The sequence below is a fragment of the Actinomadura rudentiformis genome (assembly GCF_008923185.1).
GTDB lineage: Bacteria > Actinomycetota > Actinomycetes > Streptosporangiales > Streptosporangiaceae > Spirillospora > Spirillospora rudentiformis.
Map to the genome: position 1 here is coordinate 94,765 of NZ_WBMT01000028.1, position 24,380 is coordinate 119,144.

The window sequence follows — 24,380 nt, forward strand, 5'->3', positions numbered from 1 at the left end:
CGTCCTGTCGGCTGGGGAGTGTGCGGTCCAGGGATGTGGGGGTGATCGTACGTCTCGTAGTGGACCATGGTGGCGGAAATTGACGATCTGTAATGAACACCGGCTGGATTTTCACCGAACGCGTTCGCGGTGTTCCAAGGAGGCACCAAACGCCTTACCTGTAAGGGCTCAGGGGGTGTCGGCCCGGGATGGAAGCGTGCCGGAACGCAGTCGTCCGCCGGTCATGACGGCGATCGCGGACGGGTTCTGCAGGACCGTGATGTCGGCCGCCGGGTCGCCGTCGACCACGAGGAAGTCGGCGATCTTGCCGGCCTCGATCGTGCCCAGGTCGTGTTCTCTGCGCATCAGCTTGGCGCCGTTGACGGTCGCCCAGCGCAGCACGTCGATCGGCGCGATGCCGGCCTTGGTCACGTAGGTCTCGAGCTCCTTGGCGTACGAGCCGTGCGGCAGGCCCTGGGCGCCGTAGTCGTCGCCGATCACCATGTTGACCCCGGCCTTGTCGGCGTGGGTGAGCATCTCGTACGGCCGCCCCTCGCCCAGGTGGACGCGCGATGCGATCGAACCCCACCCGGGCACGACGTCGCGCATCACCTCGGTGAAGTGGATGCTCGGCGCGACCGACGTGCCCGTCTCGGCCAGCAGTTCGACGCACTCCTCGTCCATGTCGTCGCCATGGTCGATGATGTCGATGCCCAGCCGGGCCGCCGCGAGGATGGCCTGCTTGCCGACGATGTGCCCGCGCACCAGCACGCCGCGTCCGTGGCCGGTCTCGATGGCGGCCGCGAGCTCCTCGCGGCTCATCTCCTCGAAGTCCTTGGACCGCATGACCCCGTGCCCGCCGGTGACGAAGAGCTTGATGACCTTCGCGCCGCGCTTGATCTCCTCGCGGATGCCCTTGCGGAACTCGTCGGCCCCGTCGCAGGTTCGCATGCCGCCCAGCGCCCGGAGGTCCCAGTGGTAGGGCGTCATGTCGTTGCCGAACCCGGTCGTGCTGATCTCCCGGCTGCCCGGCAGGAAGCGCGGGCCCTCGACCAGTCCGTCACGGATGGCCCGGTGGAGGGAGGCGTCGACGTCGTTCGCCGCCCCGGCGCTGACCACGCTGGTGAAGCCGCATTCCAGCGCCGTGCGCAGGTTACGCGCGGCGATCAGGGCCTGGTAGGGCGGCGCGTGGTCGAGGCCGATGGGGACGGGCGATGGGCCGAGGTTGTCGTACGTGGAGTGGTAGTGGCAGAGGACCATTCCGGGCATGACCGTACGTCCGCCCAGGTCGACGACCTCGTCGTCGGGCGCCGCGGTCACCGCCCTCGCGGCCGCCGGGCCTTGGACGACCTCGCTGAAACGACCGTTCTCGACCACGACGGTGCTGCCGGGACGAGGAGGGTTCAGTCCGTCGATCAGGTTCGCGCCGGTGAGTACGAGACGGCTCATGAGACCTGCTTTCGCAGCCGGAGACTTTCCGAAGCCGGACTCCAAGGAGGCTACCGAGCAACTAAAGCAAGCGCTAGGTGGCTCGCTGAGGCCCGCGACTGAAGGGAAGGAGGAGCGCGAGGGCAGGCAAGCCCGCAAGCAAGGTCATGCTGAACGCGGACACGCCGACGAGCTCCGCGTTCAGCAGCGGCGCCGCCAGGACGGCGCCGATGGGAGGGGTCGCCTGCATCAAGGTGCGGAGGGTCGCGAACGCTCTGCCGCGTTCATGGGCGGGGACACGTTCCATGCGCAGAGTCTGCGCCCACACCGTCATCGGCGCGCTGAACAAGCCGATGACCATGAACCCGGCGCCCACGCCGAACGAGGCGGGGGCGGCCAGGATCCCGAGGAAGCCCAAGGTGGCGACGATCTGGACAGTCGCGATGGCGGTCAGGAGATCGACGCGTGGACGTATCGCGCCCGCGGCCAGCGCGCCGAGGAGTTCGCCGACCGACAGCGCCGCGAAGAGCAGTCCGAGCGTCTACGGCCCGCCCGGCAGTTGGGTCTTGGCCAACCAAGGCCCGACGACCAGCAACATTCCCTCTGCGATGTTGGAAGCCATGAACGCGACGGTGGTCGTCACCAGCACCCGATCGCGCAGCAGCGTGCTCCTCCACACTGATCGCCACGCACGGCCGCCCGCTCCCAGCCCCCTCCGGCACCATCACCCCACACGTTCCCGGACCTCGACGCGCTGGCCTCGGCCGACCTGGAGCCTTCACTGATCCATAAGCTGCAGGCGTTGACCGAGGAGGCCATTGACCGGAAGGACCTCGGCGAACACCTGCCCGGAGTCGACAAGCTGGTGGTTTCGCTGATCCGCATGCGGGTGCTCGGCGACCCCGACATCTTCCTCTCGGAAACGGCCCCCGAGCGCTGGCGGCCGTGGCGTTCGTACGCCCAGCAATATCTCTGGCAGAGGCCCCGCGCACAAAGCGAAGACCCCCGTCACGCGTGACGGGGGTCTCTGGACGGTGCGACAACCAGGCGGCGGCTCGGTCGACGGCCGCCGGTCCTGTGCGGTCACCGCTTGCGGGCCTTGGCGGCGCGGTCGGCCTTGGCGGCGCGGCGGTCGGCCTTGGCCTCGGCGCGCAGCCGGCGTACGCGGTCGGCAGCGACGGCCTTGGTGACGTCGTGGTGCATCATCGCGATCTCCTTGTTTCCGTCCGGCCGACCCGTTCGGCCCGACATCTAAAGATTCGCGCTAAGGCCCCACCCCCCACATCGGGACGACGCCCTATCTAGGCGCCTTAGACCGCCTTAGGCGCCCTAAGCAGTCGCAGGCGCGCCTAAGCCCCTTAAGCCGCTGAGCCGCCCAAGTGCCCAAGTGCCCAAGCCCACTGAGCCGCCAAAGCACCCGAGCTCGCTGAGCCACCTAGGCCGCGTAAGACTCGATGCCGTGCAGCGCCAGCGCCAGCGCCACGATGCGCGCCGCCGGGACCACCCGTGCTCGGAGCTCGAAATGAGTACTTTTGCTCAAGTCTGAGCAGTGACACTTGTGCCAACCTCGCCTCCATGGTCGATCAGGACGGGCGTGAGCGGACGGCATCATCGAGACGGCACTGGTTGCTCCTGGTGGCGACGGCGCCTGGGCTCGGTGTGCTGGCCAATGCCGCTGCGGGGAGCGGCGTGGTGCCTCGCGTGATCGCCACACGGGAAGTGGGCACGTCGTGGAACGGCGATGCCTACCTGGCCGCCGGGTTGCCGGTGGTCGCGGTCATCGCCGGGCTGATGTTGATCCGTTGGTGGCCATGGTTGTTGTTGGCCGGCTCGGTGCTGACGGCGCCTGCTGCGGCGACGCCGTATCTGGACGTGCTGCAATCGCGTCCGATGGTGGCGCACCTTGGGCTGGCCGGTGCGGCGTTGGTGCTCGTGGCGGTTCTGGCTGCGGCCCAGGAACTCATGGATGCCGGCGCCCCGGGTGCCGGAGCCGCGCTGGCCGGCTGCGCAGCCGGAGCCGGACTCGTCGGCGCGACCTTCGTCGGTGCCGGCTGGCTCAGTCGCCCATGGCGACCCGACAGTCTGCAATTGGCCCTGAGCGCGGCGGCTGTGGCCGGAGGAATCGTCGCGGTGGCACGGCTGCGCGGTAAGCCAGGGCGGCGGATAGGAGTCCGGGTCGCGCTGGCGGGGGTGCTGGCGACCCTGGTCGCCTTCCTGCCCGCGGTGGTGACGCTTGAACGGGTGGCGAAGCTTCTGGAAGTCTCCGGCAACTCTCTGGCACGCCGCTCGTACGTCATGGTCGGAGTCCTTGGCCTCGCCACCTTGATCATCGCGGCCCTGAGCGCAGCGTTGGCGGGAATGTGGGCCGGAGTCGCCGCGCTCACAGCGGCGATGGTGCAGGCGGGTGTGGCAGCACCGATGCTCCTGGGGTTGTCGGGGGTGGCGTCGCATCGAACCTTCGCGGTGCTGGTGGCCCTGGCGGGATTGGCCGCCGGCATCGCCGCCGGGATGACTCGTTGGCGGTCGGTCCTTGCTATGGCCGGAACGGTGGTCAGCGGCCTCGGCGTCCTCGTGCTCGTTGCGGCGACCGGTGGTGTCCCCGAAAAGGTGGTCACGCAGGCCCGCTGGATCCCGGCAGGCCTGCTGCTGGCGCTGCTCGTTGCCACGGTGACCTGCACGGTCGCCGCATCGGCACCGTCCGCGACGAAGTCCGGCGCACTGCCGGCCGTGCTCGGCCCCATCGTCGGCGGCCTGGCCGTCGGCGGCCGCGAAGCGCTCACTCTGACCCAGCTCAACGACGGTCAACCCGAGCCGAGCTACCTCAACGCGGCACACCACATGGGTTCTTCGTCCGCGCTGTTGTTTGTGGTGGCCCTACTCGTCGCGTTCCTGGCCGCCGCGCGATTCCTCATCGCCCAGCGGAACGAAGACACCCACAGCACACCAACGCCGAACTAGACCCACAAACATCAAGCCCGGTTTCCGGCGCGGGTTCAGCCTCTCTCTACCAGCGTTCTGCCGGTGCCCCTTCCGGCTGGCTCCTGCCCGGGCCTGCGGCCTGCCCCCCGCCCGGACCTGCGGCCTGCCCGCCGCCCGGACCTGCGGCCTGCCCGCCCGCGCGGGCCTGTGGCCTGTGCCCGCCCGGGCCTGCGACGTGCCCGGTCTGCGGCGCGCTTGGTCTGGCTCCTGCCCGGCCTGCAGCGTGCCCGGCCTGCGGCGTGCTCGGTCTGGCTCCTGCCTGGGCCTGCGGTCTGCGCCTGCTCGGCCTGCGGCCTGCGTCCGTCCGGCCTGCGGCCTGCGTCCGTCCGGCCTGCGGCCTGCGTCCGTCCGGCCTGCGGCCTGCGTCCGTGCGGCTGCGTCCGTGCGGCCTGCGCTCTGTGCTTGTGCAGCCGCCTGTGCGGCTTGCGTCCGTGCGGCCTGCGTCCGTGAGGCGTGTGCCTGTGCGGTCGGCGGTCTATGCGCCTGCGGTCGGTGCTTCTGTGGTCTGTGCCTGGCGCGGCTGCATTCGCCAGTGCGCTGGAGACCGTAACGAGATGCCCAACATGCGGTCTATCGTTCACTACTCTGGGTATTGCTACGACAACGGAGCGTATAGGAGTTGTCGTGGCCGAGCGTGACTGGGACGGAGACTCGCTGAGCGCTGTGACCGGTGAGCGCTGGTCGCGCCGTTTGAAGATTTCGGTGCGCGTCCTCTTGGTGCCGGTCACGGGCTGGATGGCGTGGTCGCTGTTCAATTACCTGTCGCGTGGCGGGCTGACGTTGAACTACGACGATCCGCACTACTTCTCCTCGCTCACGTTCGCCACCATCATCTTCCTGACGCTGCTCGCTCTGGAGATCCTGAAGCCCCTGGACCGCGCGGACAGCCGCAGTGTCCGCATGCGGCTCGGCTTTGTGAGCGCGTTCACCTCGCTGCTGTGCCTGGCGGGCATCGCCTTCTCCTGGACGATGGTCTACGGCAAAGGGGCCGAACAGAACGCGGTCGGCAGCGTGGTGACGAACGACCAGGCCGCCCAGCGCTTTCTCACCGAGCATCTGCCGCAGCGTGGTGCCGGCTACACCAAGGTGCCGACCGGGGTCTTCATTCAGTCGGTGGAGTTCAAAGGCGCCAGCAACGTCATGCTCTCCGGCTATGTCTGGCAGTGGATTCCCCGGGAGGCGCGGGTCAAGCCGGGAGTGGTCTTCCCTGAGGCCGGCGACGCCTACGCCGCCACTGAGAAGCTCGTCTACCAGTATGACGAGGGCGACCACACGCTCATGGGGTGGTACTTCAACGCTGAGTTCCGGCAGCTGTTCGACTACGGCAGCTATCCGCTCGACAAGCAGAATGTCTGGCTGCGGATGTGGGGCATGGACTTCCAGCAGCGGGTCGTCCTCACCCCCGACTTCGCGGGATACCCGCCGTGGAAGATCCGCAACATGACGGCGATGGACGCGAAGATGGTCTACGGCGAGTGGAATCCGGGCTTCACCGCCTACAGCTACCTTAACAATCCGTACACGACCAACTTCGGCTTCGCCAAGCCGACGGGCATCAGCAACAGCAACACGCCGGAGCTGTATTTCAACCTCGGGCTCAAGCGCGACCCGCAAGGACCGCTCTATGGTCCGCTCATCCGCTGGTCCTTCATCGCCCTGGTCGTGTTCTCCACGATGTTCCTGATCACCATCGACGAGGAGCGCCGGGAGATCGTCGGCTTCACCACCTTCCAGGTGATGAGCTTCGCGGTCGGCATGCTGCTGGTGATCGTGTTCGACCAGAACGCGATCCGCGAGGCGACGGAGGCAAAGGGCACGGTGTATCTGGAGTACTTCTCCTACGCGCTGTACTTCATGATCCTTTTTGTGTCGCTGAACGCGATGATGCTGACCGCCAATATTCGGATGCGCGCCCTCACCTGGGGCGCCAACCTGCTGCCGAAGCTGGTCTACTGGCCGGGATATCTGGGTTTGGTGCTGGCCGCCACCCTGCTCACATTCTTCTGAGCCAGATCTTCTCCGAAATCATTAGCCATCTGCGCAAACCGATTAGTGTCGTTAATTACGGGCGCCGAAGGTAATGGCCGGATCCGGTCAGTAATTGGATCGTTCCTCTGGCTTTCACGGTGTGTTACCAGTGACGGTTACCCTACGTGATAGCGCCTCACCGGAGCGGCATTGACTTTCCCTGGTGGCGAGCCGAACTCTAGGGGCGATCACTCCATGGAGTGGCAATCGCACGAGCCGGCACAACGGCAAAGGAGGCGTCGATGATCTCGACGGTCAACCGGATCAGTGACAAGCTGCTCGGACGGCTGGTCCCCAACGCAGTGGCCGCGGCGGCAAATCGCTGTGGCTGCCAATACGAGCGTTGTTGCGTGCTGATGGGCCCGCGCCCCGTCGAAGGTTACCGTTATTACGACTGCATCAGCGGCCACAAGTGCGGGTGCAACACAACAGGTCGCGACTGCTAATTCAGAACTCCTTCCCTCCTTATTGTAGGTGGCCGTTCCGGTGCCATCCGCGCGTTGTCGGATGGCGCCGGCGGTCACACTGACCGGGCAGGAGTCATGTGCCATGGACTATGTGTATTTCGGCTGCCGCTGTCTGATCGGCGCAGTCTTCATCGCCTCGGTGGCCGGGAAGACAGGTAACGCCTCGTTCCGGGAATTCACCCGGGCTACGCGGACGCTTCTGGCCGCGCTCCTGCCCAGAAAAGTAAGCAGAAAAGCCGCCCAGCCGGTCTCGGTGGCGGTGCTGGCCGCCGAGGTCTCGGTGCCGGTGATGCTCGCTCCGGCGGCGACCGTGCGGCTGGGGCTGGGTGTCGCCGCTGTCCTGCTACTGGGCTTCGGAGTGTTCATCGCCGCCGCGCTCAAGCGTGGCGTAAACGCCTCATGCCGCTGCTTCGGCACTTCGTCCGCCGCGCCGCTGCGCAAACACCATCTGTTCCGCAACGCGCTCCTGATCGCCGCCGCCCTGGCGGGCATGGCCGGGCCCCGCGATCTCGGGTCCGCGCACACCGGCGGGCTGGTGCTGGCGGGCGGCGTCGGTTTGGTGGTCGCCGTGCTGGTGGCCCGTATGGACGATCTGATCTATCTCGTCACCCCATGGGCAGGCAGCGCCACCCTGACTCCACAGGAAGGGACTCACGATGTTCATACTCACCATGGCGGTGGTACTGGTGGCAGCACTCTGCCTACTGGACTTGCTGCTCACCCTGGGAGTGGTGCGGCGGCTGCGGGAACACGGGCAGCACCTGGAACGTCTGTTGGCAGCCGGCCCCGGCTTCTTCATTGAGCAGGACACCGTCCCGGTCGGCGAGGTCATCGGAACATTCGACACCCGGACCGTGGACGGCGAGCGGGTTTCGCGTGACCGGCTTTCGGGTGAGACGCTGGTGGCCTTCTTCAGCCCCGGCTGCGACACCTGCCTGGACACACTGCCCGAATTCGTCGAGTACGCCCGAGATCTGGGGAGCGGACCCCGGCAGGTGCTCGCCGTCGTGACCGGAGAAGGGGAGGAGACGCCGACGTTCGTGACGGCACTCAATCCGGTCGTCCCGGTGGTGGTGGACGTCGACGAGAAGCTGTCCAAGGCCTTCAAGGCGGCGGTGTTCCCGGTGTTCTGCCTGGTGGACGCCGACGGCAGGGTCCTCGCCAGTGAGAGCAAACTTGCCCGGCTTCCGGTTGCTGTCGGATCGTAGGGCGGCGGCGGCCGGGCACCTGGCCGACGCGCTGGTGCGGCTCAGCGGAGCGGCCCGTCTGGTCCACCGAGCCGCTCCGCTGCATCTGCTGGGATACCTGGCGAACACGGTGTTCGGCGCCGTACTGCCGGTACTGCTGGCATGGCTGCTGAAGTACCTACTGGACGAGTTGGCCGGGCCGGGGCCGTACCAGGATCTGGTCTGGCTGGCGGTGGCGCTCGGGGCGGTCGGCCTGGTCGGCGCGCTGAGCCCGCACCTCGGCGAATACTTGAGCACCGAGCTCGACCGGCGGGTCTCGCTGTCCGCGCAGAACGAGTTGTTCACGGCTGTCGAACGGTTCACAGGTCTGAGCCGGTTCGAGGAACCGACGTTCCACGACCGGCTGCGACTCGCCCAGCGGACCACCACCTCACCGATCCGGATCGTCGACGCGGTCTGCGGTGTCGGCCGGGGGGTGCTGACAGTGGCCGGGTTCCTCGGCTCGCTGGCCGTCATCAGCCTGCCGTTCACCGCGATCATGCTGCTGGCGGCGGTGCCGATGCTGGTGGTGGAGCTACGGCTGGCGCGGCGGCGGGCGGCGCTGCAGTGGAGGCTCGGTCCGACCGAACGATGGGAGCAGTTCTACAGCGACCTTCTCAGCAACACGTATGCGGCCAAAGAGGTCAGGCTGTTCGGCCTGGCGGGGTTCCTGCGCGGCCGGATGAACGCCGAGCAGCAGACCGCCAACCGCGCCTTGCGGCAACTGGACAAACGTGAATTCTGGCTACGCGCCGTGCTCTCAGCCTTGTCGGCGCTGCTCTCAGCGGGCGGGTTGATCTGGGCGATCACAGCGGCCGGTCGCGGCCAGGTCACCGTTGGCGACGTGTCGATGTTCGTTGCCTCGATCGCCGGGGTCCAGCTCGCGCTCAACGGGCTGGTCGGCGCTATCTCGAACACCAGCTACGAGCTGGTCATGTTCGGCCACTACATGACGGTTCTGCGCGCCGAGCCCGACCTGCCCCCTCCGGCGCGACCGCGCGTACTCCCCCCGCTGGAGCACGGGATCGAGCTCCGCAACGTGTGGTTCCGCTACAGCGACGGGCACCCATGGGTGCTGCGAGGCGTGAACCTGTTCATCCCCAGCGGCGGATCCATGGCGCTGGTCGGGCACAACGGCGCGGGCAAGAGCACGCTCGTCAAACTCCTGTGCCGGTTCTACGACCCCACCCGCGGAGCGATCCTCTGGGACGGGATCGACCTGCGTGAGGTGCCCGTCGACGAGTTGCGCGAACGTATGAGCGCGGTGTTCCAGGACTTCATGAACTACGACTTCAGCGCGTCCGACAACATCGCCGTGGGCGACCTGGCCGCCGCCGACGACCAGGAACGCCTGGAGACCGCCGCCAAATGGGCCGGCGTCCACGAAACGCTGACCGACCTCCCCGCCGGATACGGCACCCTGCTGACCCGGATGTTCCTCAGCGAGTCGGAAAAACATGAGACGGGCACCGGGGTGATGCTCTCGGGAGGCCAGTGGCAGCGCCTAGCCCTGGCGAGAGCCTTCCTGCGTGCGGACCGGGACTTGATGATCCTGGACGAGCCCAGCGCCGGCTTGGACGCCGAAGCCGAGCACGACGTACACACCCGCCTGCGCCAACTGCGGACCGGAGCGACCAGTCTCCTCATCTCACACCGGCTCGGAGCCGTCCGCGACGCGGACCTCATCGCCGTGCTCAGCGACGGAGTGGTCGCCGAGCTGGGCCGCCATGCCGACCTGCTCGACGCGAACGGCCTCTACGCGCGCCTCTTCACACTGCAGGCGTCGGGCTACCAGCTCCAGGGAGAAACATGAGAACGCTCCTGGCGCTCACAGCCGCCAGCGCGTGCGTCCTCCTGTGGGCACGGCGCAGGCTGCTGATGATCACCGTACGAGGCCTCAGCATGACGCCCGCCTACCACCCCGGCGACCGCGTGCTGGTCCGGAGGGTCCCGCCCACCCGGATCCGGACCGGCGACGTAGTGGTGGTCGAGCAACCGCCACCCCACTGGTCGACCCGCCAGTCCAACCCGGAGTGGGTGATCAAGAGAGTGGCCGCAACCCCCGGTGACCCAGTGCCAGCCGGACTGGCCGACACCCAGCCAGATGGACTGGCCGACGCTCAGCCAGATGGACTGGCCGACGCTCAGCCAGACGGCACAGTCCCCGACGGCTGCCTAGTCGTTCTGGGAGACAACCCCGATGAGTCCTACGACTCAAGGCACTACGGCTACATCCAGGCCGACCGCCTCATCGCCTTGGTCGTACGCCGAATGCATCGAGCCCAAGCTTGATCGATATGACTGCGGCCCTGCCATGGGGTTGACGGCCTGGTCCCGTTCACCACGCCGCTCGTGCTCGCCCGGCCTCCGCGATGCCAACCTCCGAGACGACCGCGCCCTCATCGCCCGCCTCGCCGCAGACCTCGATCTCCACCCCGCCCCTGAGCACGGCATCACCCTGGACGGTCGCGCCGCGCCGGTGCTCCTGAACGTGCGATCCAACCTGGCTGGTTGAAGACATGAGCCCAGCGCGGACGAGGCCGGAGTCGGGGTGCTGGCCTGCCGGGGCGGGAGTCGGGATGCTGGCCCGCCGGGGCCGGAGTGGGGGTGCTGGTCCCGCCGAGGCCGGAATCGGGTGCTGGCCCCGCCGACGCGTTCACAGGCCGCGGCTACGTGTACTCGGGTGGCGGGTTGGATGACATCCTCGCCCATGCCGCCCGGCTGTTGGACGCGGGATTCCCGGCGACCGCCCTGGTGGAGCTCACGACGCCTCCCACGAGGACCACGACTGGTTCGCTGACCTGCACCCGCTCTGGGCACGCGCGTGCCATGACATCAGCCGTCCCCAATTCGCGGCCCGACGCGAAACGATGCTCTCGATGCACAAACGTCTCCAGTGCTGAGAGCCGCGATTCTTCTATCTGAAGTCAGTGACGTACTCATGAACGAACCAGCCCCACCCCTGTCGGTTATACGTCCACCGGAAAGCGCATCGTCCGAAGGGCAAGGATCAGGCTGGGGAGCGCCCGAAAGTCGATGAGGACGCATGTGGCTTTGTTGCTGTACTTCGGTGTTGTAGCGCAGATATGCTGCATCTTATTCCGCTTCGTATTCAGTCACTCGAAGCAGGACCTGACGTGGCCGAGCAACCGGCCGGGGCCATGTGCCGCCGTGTAGGCCAGTGCTCTGACCACATATGTCGGGGCATCCTGGGGAGCGCTCCCACTCACATCCGCGCCCGAACGGGCGCTGATGCCGGCCAAGCGGCCCATTCTCGTGAACGTCCAGCCGTACGCCTCTGACCTGCGGATTATTTGTCCAGCAAGATCTGTACGCCTCTTGGACGAAGTTTTCTGGCGGGGGAACGACGGTGCGTGCCAACGTTGCCGTGCAGCAACCGGCCGGTCGCGCTCCCCGCTCCGGGCCACCTTCGTTCCGGCTTGGGTCCCGTGCGTTCACCTCGCACAGTAGTTCACCCGAGTCATGGAGCGAACGGCGGTCCGAATGTGCCCGGCCAAACCCCCCTCACCTGCGTTTTGCAGCCCTGGCTGGAAGGCGCACCGAACACTCCCTCAGTAGCCCGTACTTTCTTCGCGCACAGCTCTGAAGGGGAAGGAGCACTTCGTGAAATCGTTCAACCGGATCCTCACCGCATCGGTCGCCACGTTGGCACTCGGTGGGGCGGTCGCCGCGACCGCATTGCCCGCCCAGGCGGCGAGCCGCAACGGCAAGTGCGAGACCGGCGAGTTCTGCCTTTACTTCAACAGCAACACCAAGGGATCGGTCTCGGACTTCACAGGCTCGGTCGCCGACTACGGTGCCAAGCAGCCCTCGTGCTTCGACTTCAAGGGCGCGGGTGCCGGCAAGGGCAAGTGCGTGAAGAACCAGGCTGCTTCGGTGTGGAACCGCAGCAAGAAGACCGTCCGGGTCTACTTCAACAGCAACTACGGCGGCAGGTACCAGGACTTCAAGGCGGGCGCCAAGGGCAACCTGAACTCCGGCCTGAAGAACCAGAACGCCTCGCACCAGTTCTCCCCGTCATCGCGTACGAACATGACGCGCGCGGTGTACAGGCCCCAAACCGGCCGGATCACCGCCGGCTTCGACGGCTACAAGAACACCCCCGGCCGGCACGAAGGCATCGACTTCGCCCGCGGCATCGGCGCGGATGTCCGCGCCCTGACGTCCGGCAAGATCATCTACATCGCGCGCGGGCGTAACGGCAGCGGTGGTCTCTCCACGATCTCCATCTACAACGCCTCGTTGAAGAAGACGGTGATCTACCTGCACTCCGCGCCGCGGGCCTCCCTGCGCGTCGGTCAGACGATCAGCAAGGGCCAGATCATCGCCGACGAGGCATGGCGTGGAGTCTCGGGCCCCTCGGGCGCGCACACCCACATCGAGATGCGCCCTGGACGCCAGTTGCGCGCAGCCAAGAGCGTCAACGACTGGAAGCTGGAGAACCCGAACCCGACCCGGTTCTGGAACTCCCAGGGCTACAACGTCCGATAGCGCACCCGGGCCTCTAACAGAAGAAAAGGACAACAGTGTCAACACGAACTGGAAGGCTGTTCTCGCGGTTCGCCGCGACGACCACCGCGATGGCGCTCGGTGGGGCGTTCCTCGTCACCGCCACCGTATCGCCCGCTTCGGCGGCGGCCCGCAACGGCAAGTGTGAGGTCGGGGAGTTCTGCCTCTACTACAACAGCGGCAACAAGGGGTCGGTCTCGGACTTCACCGGCTCGATCCCTGACTACAAGGCCAAGCAGCCCTCGTGCTACGAGTTCAAGGGTGCGGGCGCCGGCAAGGGCAAGTGCGTCAAGAACAGCGCCGCCTCGGTCTGGAACCGCACCAAGAAGACCGTCACGGTCTACTTCAACAGCAATTACCGTGGCAGGTCCCAGTCCTTCAAGGCAGGCGCCAAGGGCAACCTGAACGCCGGCCTGAAGAACCAGAACGCCTCGCACAGGATCGGTTCCCCGCCGCCGAACAAGTGCAAGACCGACGGCACGAACACCAAGCTGCCCTCCTCGATCCTCGTGTACCGAGTGGGTCTCAAGCGCGTGGACCGGGTGCCGTTCAAGACCTACGTCAAGAATGTCCTGCCCAACGAGTGGATCACGAGCTGGCCGAGGGAGTCCCTGCGGGCCGGGGCGATGGCCGTCAAGAGCTACGCCTGGTGGTGGGCGCTCCACTCGACCCGCAAGACGTCGTGGGGCCAGTGCTTCGACGTCTACGACAACACCAACAGCCAGGTCTACAGGCCCGGCTCCGCGAAGGCCGTGACCAACGCCGCGGTGGACGCGACGTGGGGCAAGCGGATCAACCGCAACGGGAAGATCTTCATGGCCCAGTACTGCGCGACGACGACCGCGTGCGGCGCGTGGCGCACCGGTGACTGGATGTCGCAGTACGGCTCCCGCGACAAGGCCCGTGCAGGCTGGGGCTACGCCAGGATCCTCAAGGCCTACTACAGGAACATCACCATCAGGCCGTAACCACCAAAGGTAGTCCGACTCATCGGCGTCTCGCTCTCCCTCACAGGGCGCCGTAGCTGAACGGGCAGCCAAAGAGCCCCCTTCCAATTCGGAAGGGGGCTCTTTCAATCTGTCGGGGTGGCGGGTCACTCCTCCCGTCTCACGACGCCTTTGGCGGTGACGCCGTCCAGGGAGCCAGAGAACCACATCGGCCGGTGCTGGACCTGGGACAGCCGCCAGCCCTCGGCCGTCCGGGTCGCCTCGAAACGCGAGCGTCCACCAACCTGTGCGGTGGCTTCGGGTGCGAGCGCTCCGGGCGCGGCAGTGCTGGGCGCGATGGTGAGCAGCATGTTGGTGTGGACGACGGCGTGGTCGCCGTCCAACTCGACCAAGGGGTTGGTGACCAGGTGATGGTGGCGCTGGTCGGGTGTTTGGTTGCGGGTGGCCAGCGCGATCACGCGGTCGATGCCCTGCACCTGGCCGGCGGGTGTGTCGGCGCCGACGTCATCGGCGAAGACGGATCGTGGGTCGCCGATGCCTTCGTCCAGCCACCGGTAGAGCCGGCGGATCAGGTCAGTGACCTCGACGCGGTCCGTCAGCTCTTGAAGCTGCCGCTGGAGCTGATGGACGTCGGTGTCGTGAGAGATGCCGGTCATGGGGCCCTTCGGAGTTGGAAACAGCGAGAACCAGCGTTGGTCATGCCCACGTTGGTTAAGCCAACGATAGCGGCAACCCAAGGCGCACCGCACGTGCGGCACGTGCATGCCCGTGCGGCACGTGCATGCCCGTGCGGCACGTGCATGCGTGCGCGCCGATCGCGGGGCAATCAGCGCCCACTCGCGGCACGGCCACCCCCTGCACATGCTCTTCCGGGGGTATTCCGAACGTCGTGCTGAAGACCATCGCCTGCGGCCATTTCGCCGCCGAGCGACCTCGGGCCCTGCAGAACATGCACATCGCGCACCTGTCCGCGGCTCAAGCGGAAAACGGACATGGGTTCCCCAGCCCGACTGATCCCCGTACTCTGCGTACATCAGCGCCAAGCCGCGAGAATGCGGCATGTAGTTCGCCGGAGGTCGCTGTGCAGCCCAGTGACATGCTCCGTCCGGAGATCGCCCGCTCCTGGTGGCGCTCCGAAATGAGCGGGCTCAGCCCCGAGGCTCCCAACCTGCGCGTCGAGCCGGACGCGGTGGACCGGCGCAGCCGTCTGGCGGCGGCCGCCGAGCCCGTGCTCGCCGAACTCGCCGAGCAGCTCGGCGACGATGGCTTCTGCGTACTGTTCACCGACCGCGAGTCACGGATCGTGGACATGCCCATCGGAGCCGGGCAGCTGCGCGACCGGCTGGAGGGGCTCGGAGTGGTGGCGGGCGGGGTCTTCCTGGAGGAGACCACGGGGACGAACTCGATCGCCACGGCACACGAGCTGCGCCGTGGTGTCGCGGTACATGGTGAGGAGCACTACCTGGAGCCGTTCAAACGGTTCAGCTGCTACGGGCATCCGATCATCCACCCGGTGACCCGCCGCCTGGTGGGCGTCCTCGACATCACCTGTGACACCGGGAACGACTCTCCCTTGCTCGCCCCGCTCATCGCACGCGCGGCCCGCGACATCGAGGAACGGCTGTTGCAGTCCACGCGGCGCGCCGAACAGCGGATGCTGGCGGCCTTCCAGGCGGCGGCGGCAGGCCGCAGCCGGCCGGTGCTCGTGCTCGGCGAGGGCGTGGTGCTGGCGAATCCCTCCGCTGTGGAGCTCCTCGACCCCGTAGATCACATCCGGCTACGAGAACTCGCGGTCGGCATCGTCCACCGGGGCATCGGATCGCCGCCGCCCCACACGGTCCGTTCGGTCGAGCTTGCCTCTGGGCGAGAAGTCTCCGTCCGGTTCCAGGCGGTCGCGCCTGGGGCGGAGGGCGTGCTCTTTGAGTTCGACAAGCCGGACGGGACGGGCGCGACGGCCCGGATCGTCGGCTCCGCCAGGCGTCCCGGCGTACGGACCACGGAGCCCGTGCCGGGAATGCCCGTGTACGTCGGCGGGGAACCCGGAACAGGCCGCACCAGGACGGTGCAGTCACTGGTGGATGGGGGCCGCACACGGATCGTCACCTTGGAAGCGTCGGAAGTCGCCGTACATGGCGAGACCGCCTGGCTCGCCGACCTGGAGAGTACTGCGGACGACCAACCGGCCTTGCTGGTCGTCGAGGACGTACAACTGCTGCCTGACACCTGCGCCGTCCGCCTCCGCCGGCTCATCGAACGACCAGGCCTGTGGATCGCCCTGACCGGTGCCCCCCTCGCCGAACTCACCGGCCAGGGGGCCGCACTGGCCGCCGCCTGCCCGGCTCACATCGATCTGCCGACGCTGCGGGAACGTACGGAGGAGCTGCCGGAACTCGTCCGGGCAATGCTCGACAGCCTGGGAGCCGGCGACCGGCTGCGCTTCACGCCGGCCGCGCTGGCGGCCCTCGCAGGCCACCCGTGGCCCGGCAACCTGAGCGAATTGAACGCGGTCGTCCGGGCGGTCGCCGGGCACCGCTCGGTGGGCGACATCACCCCCTGGGACCTGCCGGAGGGGTACCGGATCAGCCCACGTCGGCGCAGCATGACGCCGCTGGAGCGCGCCGAACACGACGCGATCGCGGCCGCGCTGCGCGAGTGCGGCGGCAACAAGCTGCATGCCGCGAAGCGCCTGGGAATCAGCCGCACCACTCTCTACAACCGCATGCGCACCCTGCAGATCACCACCTGAGCCGTCGGAGAGACGTCCGGCTCGTGGATCACGGCGACCGGACACGGGCCCCGTTCGAAGTGTCCACGAATTGAACAGTTGGGAGGGGACGCGCGGTCTTACTTTTCCGGTGAGTCACCAACGGAAAGGAGCCGCAACATGCAGATCACCGCCGCGCTGACCGAGACCGAGGGTGCGCCCTTCACCCTGGCGCCCCTCAGCCTGGACGATCCGCGCCCCGGCGAGGTCGTCGTCAAGATGGTGAGCTCCGGGGTGTGCCACACCGACCTCATCGTCCGCGACCAGTGGTACCCGGTTCCCCTGCCCGCCGTGCTCGGCCATGAGGGCGCCGGTGTCGTGGAGGCCGTCGGTGACGGAGTGACCTTGGCCGCCCCCGGCGACCACGTCGTCCTCACGTTCCAGTCCTGCGGGAGCTGCCGCACGTGTCTGCAGGGCCGCCCGGCCTACTGCGACCAGTTCTTCGCATGCAACTTCGCAGGCTCCCGGCTCGACGGCAGCACGCCGCTGCACCGAGAGTCAGGCGACGGCGTGCACGGTGTGTTCTTCGGCCAGTCCGCCTTCGCGACCTACGCTCTCGCCTCCGAGCGCAACGTGGTCAAAGTAGACCCTGCCGCGCCTCTGGAACTGCTCGGCCCGCTCGGCTGCGGCATCCAGACCGGCGCGGGCGCCGTCCTCAACTCGCTCAAGGCCCCGGCGGGCAGCAGCATCGCCATCTTCGGCGCGGGATCGGTCGGCCTGAGCGCCGTCATGGGCGCCGTCGTCGCGGGTTGCACCACCATCGTCGCCGTCGACCTCAACGACCAGCGCCTGGAGCTGGCCAAGGAGGTCGGCGCCACCCACGTCATCAACGGCGCGGCGGGCGACACGGTGGCCGCTCTCCAAGACCTCACCGGCGGCCTCGGCCTCGACTTCACGGTGGACACCACCGCGGTCCCGGCCGTGCTGCGACAGGCGGCGGACGCCCTCAACCAGGGCGGCACCTGCGGACTGATCGGCGCCGCCGCACTCGGCACCGAGGTGTCCCTCGACATGTCCTCGCTTCTCTTCGGCCGCAGCGTGCGCGGCATCGTCGAGGGCGACAGCGTGCCGCAGCTGTTCATCCCCAAGCTCGTCGACCTGTACCAGCAGGGCCGCTTCCCCTTCGACAAGCTGATCAAGACGTACGCCTTCGAGGACATCAACCAGGCCGTTGAGGACTCCGAAAAGGGCACCACGCTCAAGCCCGTCCTCACCTTCGCCTGAGCGGCGGACAGCGATGTTCCTCTCGTACGAGGGCGCCCTGGCGGAGCTGGAACCGCCCCCCGACAGCGTGATGTCCGAGCACCTGCCGACGCACCAGATCCGCGGATCCGCGCACCACTAAGACGGATGATCCGCGCACCGATCAGGCGGGCGATCCACGCACCGCTCAGGCGTGTGATCTGCGCACCGAACAGACGGGTGATCCGCGCACCAATCACATCCCTGATCGGCGAGAACAGTCACCCCTCCCGCCGCACCCTGCACCGGCGGTTGGTGCGCGCCATGCCCGCGCGATCCGCAGCGAGGTGATCCCCGGAGCCGGCCACACCTCCTCCATGTCGACCCGCCGAACGCCTCAGCAGCGGCCGTGTGCCGCGTCACCACCCGCCCGAGCCCTCTAGGAGCCGACCAGTGAACCTGCGCTACGACACCTTCTACATCGGCGGTGAATGGGTCCGCCCCACCTCCGCCCGGACGATCAACCCCGTCAACGCCAGCACGGAGGAGCCCCTCGGGCATGTGCCCGAGGGCACCGAGTCCGACATCGATCGCGCGGTCGCCGCCGCCCGCGCCGCCTTCGACGACCCGACCGGCTGGGCAAGCTGGGAACCCGCGCGGCGGGCCGAGGTGATGGAGCGCCTCGCCGACGCCATCGACAAGCGGGCCGACGGCTTCGTCGAACGGGTCAGCGCCCAGAACGGGATGCCCGTAGCCGTCGCCCGCCAGCTGGAGGCCGGATACCCGAGCGCCGTGCTGCGCTTCTACGTGGCGCAGGCCCGCGGGCTGGCGGTGACGGAGACGCGAGACGGGCTGTTCGGCGGTTCGATCGAGGTCCGAAAAGTACCGGTGGGCGTGGTCGCCGCGATCGTGCCGTGGAACTTCCCGCAAGCCCTGACCATGTTCAAGATCGCCCCCGCGATGGCGACCGGCTGCACCCTGGTGATCAAGCCGTCCCCGGAGACCGTGCTGGACTCCTACCTGCTGGCCGAGGCCATCGAGGAGGCCGGAGTCCCGGCCGGCGTGATCAACATCGTCCCGGCCGGCCGCGAGGTCGGCGCCTACCTGGTTTCCCACCCGGCCGTCGACAAGGTCGCCTTCACCGGCTCCACGGCCGCCGGCCGGGCCATCGGCGAGACCTGCGGCCGGCTGCTGCGCCCGGTCACCCTCGAACTGGGCGGCAAGTCGGCTGCGATCGTCCTCGACGACGCCGACCTGGACCTGTCGAAGATCGGCGAGGGCCTGTTCACCTCCACCCTCCTCAACAACGGCCAGACGTGCTTCCTCGGCACCCGCGTCCTCGCCCCCCGCAGCCGGTACACCGAGGTCGTCGACGCCTTCACCGCATTCGCCGGCTCCCTCACCGTCGGCGACGCGAGCGACCCCGCGACGCAGATCGGCCCGATGGCCACCGCCCGCCAGCGCGAGCGCGTGGAGTCGTACCTCGCCAAGGGACGCGCCGAGGGTGCCCGCCTCACCACCGGTGGGAGCCGCCCTGAGGGCCTAGACCGGGGCTGGTTCGTACAGCCGACGGTCTTCGCCGATGTCGACAACTCCTCTGTCATCGCCCAGGAGGAGATCTTCGGCCCGGTCCTGTCCCTCATCCCGTACGACGACATGGACCACGCCGTCCGCCTCGCCAACGACTCCGACTTCGGCCTCGGCGGCACGGTGTGGACGTCCGACCCCGACCGCGGCGCGGCCGTCGCCCACCGGGTCCGCACCGGCACCATCGGCGTCAACCGCTACATCCCCGACCCAGCCGCCCCCTTCGGCGGCGTCAAGGCAAGCGGCCTAGGCCGCGAGCTGGGCCCAGAGGGCCTGGCTGGCTACCAGCAGACCCAGACCATCTACCTGTGACCCGCCTGCCCGTCACCCCGGCACCAAGCCGCAAACCGCCGCAGTGCCGGGGTGATCCCGAGCCGCGTGAGGCCGCTGGCCGAGCAGACCACCTTCGCGGCCAAACGGCCTCCAGAGACCCGTCAGGTGCCTGATCCACTCCCTTGATCAGGCACCTGACTGGTACTTCCATGTCGGGGTGGCGGTGCGTTCGCGCAGGACATAGGAAACGTACGTCTTGGGACATAGGAGCTCTGGGACGTCAGTGTCTGGCAGTGTCCCATGCCAGATTTGTGATCACAGCGCAGGTTATTGAAGGCCGGTCCCTGCCAGGCCCGCGGGCACTTCCCAGCGATGACGCCGCGGTCAATCGGTTGTGACAGGCCATCACCAACTTCGAGGACAGACGCGCCCGTGAACGCGCCGCTCGAGCCGACGCCACGGCGTCCGCACCGGGCCTCATCGAGGGCACAAACCTACGGCCGCCCAAAGCCCTCAAAGAGCTCGCCCAGGCATACCCGGGCCGCATCAGGTAAAACGATCAAGCACAACACGAGCTCATCTTTCACGCCACGCGTTGCAAGCTTCGCCAAGTGAGCGGCTCCGGCGAGCTTCCCCCGTTCCACATCCACGAGTCCGTGAAAACCGGGGCAACATCAGTGGCCGTGCTACGGGAACCTTCACTTGCTCGTCCGTGGTGCTGGCTCAAGTTAATGCTGAGTCCGCACTCTCCGCCGTGCACCCGGCTGATCGTGTGGGTGGCCAGGGGGTGCGCCTTCAGACATGGACGTGGGAACTCGATGACCGATCTGTGCCGCGTTAGGCCGATGATTCCAAAGTTCCCCATGAGGCTTGGCTGTCATGTGGAGTTTACTGGCCACAGGATTACCTCTAATCGACTCAAACCCCGTACGGTCCCTTGGCTGACCCGGGAGACTGCCTTCACATTGTGGATGGCCGCCGAGGGATCGGCAGCCCCGACTCCTCCGGCAGGACTCCTTGGGTGATGACTGGCGTGCTGTGGCCGCGATCCATTACGGCGTGAGTGGCGCGCACTGCGAGTTCCGCGATCATCACAGTCGGCACTATTTCTTGCGGGCTGCGGGTCAGGGGTGTTTGGTGCTGTCGAAGGTTCGCAAGGACAGCTCCCGTCCACCGTTCGAGCTGCAGTTCAACGTGCTGTTTGAGCTCCGAGGACGCGGTGTGGATAGCGTTAGGCCCCCCATCCGGACGAGGGGCGGAGACTGCTATGTCATCGATGAGGACCACTTTTGGTTCATGCGCCGCTTCAACCATCATGAGCCGGTACAGTTCTGGGCCTGCTCGGCCTTGGCCGGCGCCTCGGCACGGGCGCTGGCCAAGATTCACCTGGCCATGGATGAGCCAGGCATGTGCACGCCGTACTTCGAGCCCGATCTCCTGGCGCCGTATCATCGATCTGCGCGCGGGTTTGTCCGCAGTCTCGGTGAATTGTTCGACGCGTTCGACGATGCAGGACTCGAGCCTTCGGATCGGCGATTGCTGGCGGTCAGCGTCGAGGCATTGATGGATGAGGCTGACCTGGTTCTCGGTCGATCCGACGGCCTGTACGGAATGACTCATCATGACTACCGACCGGAGAACCTGCTGGTTCGCAACGGCCGCATTGTTGAGATCATCGACTGGGATCGGGCATACGACGACCATCAGTTGTATGACGTTGCCTATGGGGCCCTGCAGTTCGGCGGCCGCCAAGGGCTATGGGGGAGTGCGATGCTCTCGCTTGCTGTTCAGTTCGTCGATGACTACCTCGATGCCAGATCTCGTCCGGACCTGCGCGATGACGTACTCGGCTGGTGGCTTCGGTTCGTCGTCGTCAAGCGGCTGCTATTGAAAAGCACTCATACGGCCGAGCGGATCAACCTCTTGCGGCGACTGTCAGACGAGCCTGCCCTGATCGGTTAGCGACACCGATACCCGGGCATACCGCTACTGGGTGGGGCTGCCTGTGAGAGCCATGACGTGGAGACGACCGTGGGAAGCAGCTACCCGACCCCGCCTTCAGGTATGGGGGCGACCTTCAGCGGATCCATCGGGTTCGGCGGGGATGCTGTCCAGGGAGACAAGATCGTCGTTGCCCCGGCGGCCAAGCTGATACGGCCAGAGCAGTTGCCGCACGCCGATCCGAACTTTGTCGGCAGGACAGGCCTCCTGGAGAGATTGGAGTGCTTACTGGAGGAGTCGCGACAGATCGGTGTTGGTCTCGTCGTGGCACTGCACGGCATGCCCGGGGTCGGTAAGACATCACTTGCCGTGCACTGGGCGCACAGGCTGAAGCTGACCTTCTCTGAAGGGCATCTGTTTCTGAACCTCAGGGGCTATTACGAGAGCTCCCCGTTAACCTCAGGTTCGGCTTTGGGGCAACTGCTTCGTACTCTTGGCGTCGACCCAAAGGCTGTTCCCACGGATGAGGCTGAGCAGGAAGCCTTGTTCCGCTCGCTGACTGCGGGCCGGAGAATGGTGATCCTTCTGGACAATGCCACTAGTTCTGACCAGGTGCGCCCGCTGTTGCCCGGCCATCCATCATGCGTCACGATTGTGACCAGTAGGCGGATGCTGACTGGTCTCGTAGCTCATGACGGGGCCAGGCCTATGGCTGTCGAGCTTTTCTCACCAGCCGAAGTATATGCCCTGATGTGCACAACGCTGGGTGATCGAAGGGTCAATCGCGAGCGAGCAGCCAGCGCGGACCTCGGTGGACGCTGTGCATTTCTTCCGCTGGCCCTGAGTATCGCCATTGCCGGCCTCGACATGCGGCCGGATAAGACGATTTCCTCGGTCGTGCGAGGCCTGAGCAAGGGAAATCGCCTGTCTCGCCTTAGACTTGACGATGACCCGCACAACGCGGTACGAGTGGCCTTCGAGCGATCTTACCGAGACTTGACGCCAGCGCTGAGTCAAGCCTTCCGACGGCTTTGCCTGATCGAGGGACCGACCTTTACCTCGGATTGTGCCTCGGCCCTGCTGGAAGTCAGCGAGTCGGAAGCGGAGAACATGCTCGGAGCTCTTGAGCAGGAGCATCTAATCGAGGTGATCGAGTCCAGACGATTTAGGATCCACGACCTGATTTATGATTTCGGGCGCGAACGGTTGACTGAGGACGATGATGCGGTGTGTCAGGCCGCCGTTCGACGGCTTCTTCTGCATCGCCTGGCTACTGCGCAGGATCGGGCTGCAGGGCTTGATGACTCAGCAGATTGGTTTGAAACAGAACGGCACAACTTGCAGGCCGCATTCCATCAGGCTGCCGCCGCTTCGCAGGAGCGAGTTGCGTGTCAGTTGGCAGCAACGTTGCATAAATTTCTTCAGCTGAAGCGGTATGTCCTGGACGACATCACTATCCACGAAAAGGGGCTTCATGTCGCCGAGGGGCTCGGCGACGAGTATCTGCGCTTCCGAATGATGCTCAATCTGTCGCAGGCTCATCTTCAACTGGGTGACTTTGACAAGGCTGCGCAGTACGTCCGCCGATCACTGACCTTGCGTGACAGAGATGCGGAGGCATTGCGCACTTTGGCGCTCGTTCATTATGACCTCCATGACTATGAAGCGGCGCTTGAATCCGCCAGCCAAAGTCTTGAGATCTGCCGCGCGAACGGCGATCGAGTGGGAATGGGTCAGACCCTTTGCTGTATGAGCCGGACTTACTGGCGCCAGGGCGACCTGCGGAGCGCTGAGGAGATGGCGATGGAGGCGCTAAGCATCCACCGGACGCTTAGAGACAAGAGGAGTGAGGCAGATGCTCTCGACCTCGTCGCGCACATACGTCGGCGCCTTGGCCGCTACGCACAGGCTCGCGATTATGCCTACGAGGCACTGTCGATCCGAAAGGAGCTCCAAGATCGGTTTGGAGAGGCTGCTACGTTGGACAATATCGCTCGCAGCCTACGTCGGTTGGGCCATCTTGGGAGCGCGCAGCAACACGCCCTCACCTCATTGAAAATCCGCACTAAGATCGTAGACCGTTTGGGTGAGGGAGAATCCCACGACACCGTTTCCCGGATCTACCGAGTATGCCAGAAGTCTGACAAGGCACTCGAGCATGTGATGTCGGCGCTGAAGATCCGCCGCGAGGTCGGTGATCGCCGTGGTGAGGCGGAGACCCTGGAGAATCTTGCGCGGCTCCTCCGCTGGACCGGCCAACTGGATCAAGCCCTCAGCGCAGCGCATCAGAGTCTGCTCATAGTCGAAGAGATTGCGGACCACTACGGTAAGGCAAGCGCGCTGGACTGTCTTGCGCGTATCCATATCGACATGGGAGACCTGCACGAGGCGCTCCGATGCGCTGAGGCAGCGATCTCGGTGGGCGGTTCTCTGCAAGATTCCTTTGGGCAGGGGCGTCGCCTGCATAACCGAGCCACGATTTTGCTGCACCTCGGCGAGCCCACTGTGGCGCTGGCAGACCTTCGCAAGGCGCTTCATATCCAAGAATCCAGTGACGACAGGTTGGGTGAGCTACGTACTCGCGAGAGCCTGGCTCAGGCCTACGCCGCCTCAGGTGATGAAGCTGGCAGACATCAGGCCGAGGCTGCCGCTGAGCGGCTCCGTTCCGCCATGTACATCGAATTCGAAATATCCGAAGAGAGGGCTTAGTCTCCGGCAATGGAGTCCTGAGGGGCCGCTCTAGCTTCCTCGGCTGACTTATCCGGTTCGCAGACGGCCGCTTCCCTTGATCGAAAGCGGCCATGACGTCCAACCGGCTTGCCGGGGCGTTCGATGTGACACCCGAGCGGTGCCCTTTACGTTCCCCACCGTCTGCCGTTCATGGCGCTGATCAGGGGACGTCTTCTCGATCGCTGACCAAGGGACCGGCTTGTGCCGTCCGGGCAAGATCGGTGACGCTTGCTCTCGTTCAGTCTAAGGGCGAATGAGGGCCAAACGATCAAAAGGCGGTTTCCCTGTACTGCGAAAAGGCCTTTGACTTTCTGCAACC

At 66.3% G+C, this 24,380-nt stretch carries 21 protein-coding genes; 15 read left to right on the forward strand and 6 right to left on the reverse strand.

The window, feature by feature from the left end:
- Positions 1-168: 168 nt before the first annotated feature.
- The 3 genes from F8566_RS43840 to F8566_RS50545 form a co-directional block, all read right to left on the reverse strand.
- Positions 169-1,428, reverse strand: coding sequence for a metal-dependent hydrolase family protein (locus F8566_RS43840; protein WP_151569307.1), 1,260 nt, complete (start codon positions 1,426-1,428; stop codon positions 169-171).
- Between the two features lie 73 nt (positions 1,429-1,501).
- Positions 1,502-1,825: a hypothetical protein gene (locus tag F8566_RS43845; RefSeq protein WP_151569309.1), complete on the reverse strand. Its 324-nt coding sequence runs from the start codon at positions 1,823-1,825 to the stop codon at positions 1,502-1,504.
- Positions 1,826-1,948: 123 nt separating this feature from the next.
- A complete protein-coding gene (locus F8566_RS50545) occupies positions 1,949-2,086 on the reverse strand; it encodes a hypothetical protein (protein ID WP_192810175.1) in 138 nt (45 codons plus the stop codon).
- Between the two features lie 123 nt (positions 2,087-2,209).
- On the opposite strand from F8566_RS50545, the gene F8566_RS43850 reads away from it, so the two are divergent.
- Positions 2,210-2,425 (forward strand): hypothetical protein, encoded by a 216-nt coding sequence (locus tag F8566_RS43850; RefSeq protein ID WP_151569311.1) that lies wholly within the window; start codon positions 2,210-2,212, stop codon positions 2,423-2,425.
- A gap of 65 nt (positions 2,426-2,490) precedes the next feature.
- Here the strand turns inward: F8566_RS43850 and F8566_RS52490 are convergent, their stop codons facing one another.
- Positions 2,491-2,613: a hypothetical protein gene (locus F8566_RS52490; protein WP_264159534.1), complete on the reverse strand. Its 123-nt coding sequence runs from the start codon at positions 2,611-2,613 to the stop codon at positions 2,491-2,493.
- 420 nt (positions 2,614-3,033) lie between these two features.
- Between F8566_RS52490 and F8566_RS43855 the strand changes: the two genes are divergently transcribed.
- The 7 genes from F8566_RS43855 to lepB all read left to right on the forward strand — a co-directional run bounded on the left by F8566_RS43855 (position 3,034) and on the right by lepB (position 10,399).
- Positions 3,034-4,365 (forward strand): hypothetical protein, encoded by a 1,332-nt coding sequence (locus tag F8566_RS43855; protein ID WP_192810176.1) that lies wholly within the window; start codon positions 3,034-3,036, stop codon positions 4,363-4,365.
- A 645-nt stretch (positions 4,366-5,010) separates the two neighbouring features.
- Positions 5,011-6,393, forward strand: a complete 1,383-nt coding sequence (locus F8566_RS43860; RefSeq protein ID WP_151569315.1) for a hypothetical protein — start codon at positions 5,011-5,013, stop codon at positions 6,391-6,393.
- Positions 6,394-6,656: 263 nt separating this feature from the next.
- Positions 6,657-6,860 (forward strand): hypothetical protein, encoded by a 204-nt coding sequence (locus F8566_RS43865; protein WP_151569317.1) that lies wholly within the window; start codon positions 6,657-6,659, stop codon positions 6,858-6,860.
- A 103-nt stretch (positions 6,861-6,963) separates the two neighbouring features.
- Positions 6,964-7,683: a MauE/DoxX family redox-associated membrane protein gene (locus F8566_RS50550; protein ID WP_192810177.1), complete on the forward strand. Its 720-nt coding sequence runs from the start codon at positions 6,964-6,966 to the stop codon at positions 7,681-7,683.
- Positions 7,655-8,089: a TlpA disulfide reductase family protein gene (locus F8566_RS43875; protein ID WP_192810178.1), complete on the forward strand. Its 435-nt coding sequence runs from the start codon at positions 7,655-7,657 to the stop codon at positions 8,087-8,089. Before F8566_RS50550 ends, F8566_RS43875 begins: the two co-directional genes overlap by 29 nt.
- Entirely contained in the window at positions 8,046-9,920 is a 1,875-nt protein-coding gene (locus tag F8566_RS43880; RefSeq protein WP_225994065.1) for an ABC transporter ATP-binding protein, read from the forward strand. The genes F8566_RS43875 and F8566_RS43880 overlap by 44 nt, the downstream gene beginning before the upstream one ends.
- A complete protein-coding gene (gene lepB, locus F8566_RS43885) occupies positions 9,917-10,399 on the forward strand; it encodes a signal peptidase I (protein ID WP_151569323.1) in 483 nt (160 codons plus the stop codon). The genes F8566_RS43880 and lepB overlap by 4 nt, the downstream gene beginning before the upstream one ends.
- A gap of 46 nt (positions 10,400-10,445) precedes the next feature.
- On the opposite strand, the gene F8566_RS43890 is transcribed toward lepB, so the two are convergent.
- The gene (locus F8566_RS43890) at positions 10,446-10,628 is read right to left on the reverse strand and encodes a hypothetical protein (protein WP_151569325.1); all 183 of its coding nucleotides are present in this window, start codon (positions 10,626-10,628) and stop codon (positions 10,446-10,448) included.
- Positions 10,629-11,731: 1,103 nt separating this feature from the next.
- On the opposite strand from F8566_RS43890, the gene F8566_RS43895 reads away from it, so the two are divergent.
- Together F8566_RS43895 and F8566_RS50555 are read left to right on the forward strand one after the other, a co-directional pair.
- Positions 11,732-12,619 carry a peptidase inhibitor family I36 protein gene (locus F8566_RS43895; protein ID WP_151569327.1) on the forward strand — a complete coding sequence of 296 codons (888 nt, stop codon included), beginning with the start codon at positions 11,732-11,734 and terminating at the stop codon, positions 12,617-12,619.
- Positions 12,620-12,654: 35 nt separating this feature from the next.
- Positions 12,655-13,605: a peptidase inhibitor family I36 protein gene (locus F8566_RS50555; protein ID WP_192810179.1), complete on the forward strand. Its 951-nt coding sequence runs from the start codon at positions 12,655-12,657 to the stop codon at positions 13,603-13,605.
- A 125-nt stretch (positions 13,606-13,730) separates the two neighbouring features.
- Here the strand turns inward: F8566_RS50555 and F8566_RS43905 are convergent, their stop codons facing one another.
- Positions 13,731-14,240: a nuclear transport factor 2 family protein gene (locus tag F8566_RS43905; protein ID WP_151569329.1), complete on the reverse strand. Its 510-nt coding sequence runs from the start codon at positions 14,238-14,240 to the stop codon at positions 13,731-13,733.
- A 440-nt stretch (positions 14,241-14,680) separates the two neighbouring features.
- Here F8566_RS43905 and F8566_RS43910 point away from each other — a divergent pair, with 440 nt between their 5' ends.
- The 5 genes from F8566_RS43910 to F8566_RS43930 all read left to right on the forward strand — a co-directional run bounded on the left by F8566_RS43910 (position 14,681) and on the right by F8566_RS43930 (position 24,040).
- Positions 14,681-16,330, forward strand: coding sequence for a sigma-54-dependent Fis family transcriptional regulator (locus F8566_RS43910; protein ID WP_151569331.1), 1,650 nt, complete (start codon positions 14,681-14,683; stop codon positions 16,328-16,330).
- A gap of 138 nt (positions 16,331-16,468) precedes the next feature.
- Complete coding sequence (locus tag F8566_RS43915) at positions 16,469-17,572, forward strand: NAD(P)-dependent alcohol dehydrogenase (RefSeq protein WP_151569333.1); 1,104 nt, start codon at positions 16,469-16,471, stop codon at positions 17,570-17,572.
- Between the two features lie 411 nt (positions 17,573-17,983).
- Entirely contained in the window at positions 17,984-19,429 is a 1,446-nt protein-coding gene (locus tag F8566_RS43920) for an aldehyde dehydrogenase (protein WP_151569335.1), read from the forward strand.
- A gap of 978 nt (positions 19,430-20,407) precedes the next feature.
- Positions 20,408-21,352, forward strand: coding sequence for a phosphotransferase (locus F8566_RS43925; RefSeq protein WP_192810180.1), 945 nt, complete (start codon positions 20,408-20,410; stop codon positions 21,350-21,352).
- A gap of 69 nt (positions 21,353-21,421) precedes the next feature.
- Positions 21,422-24,040 carry a tetratricopeptide repeat protein gene (locus F8566_RS43930; protein ID WP_151569339.1) on the forward strand — a complete coding sequence of 873 codons (2,619 nt, stop codon included), beginning with the start codon at positions 21,422-21,424 and terminating at the stop codon, positions 24,038-24,040.
- Positions 24,041-24,380: the final 340 nt, after the last annotated feature.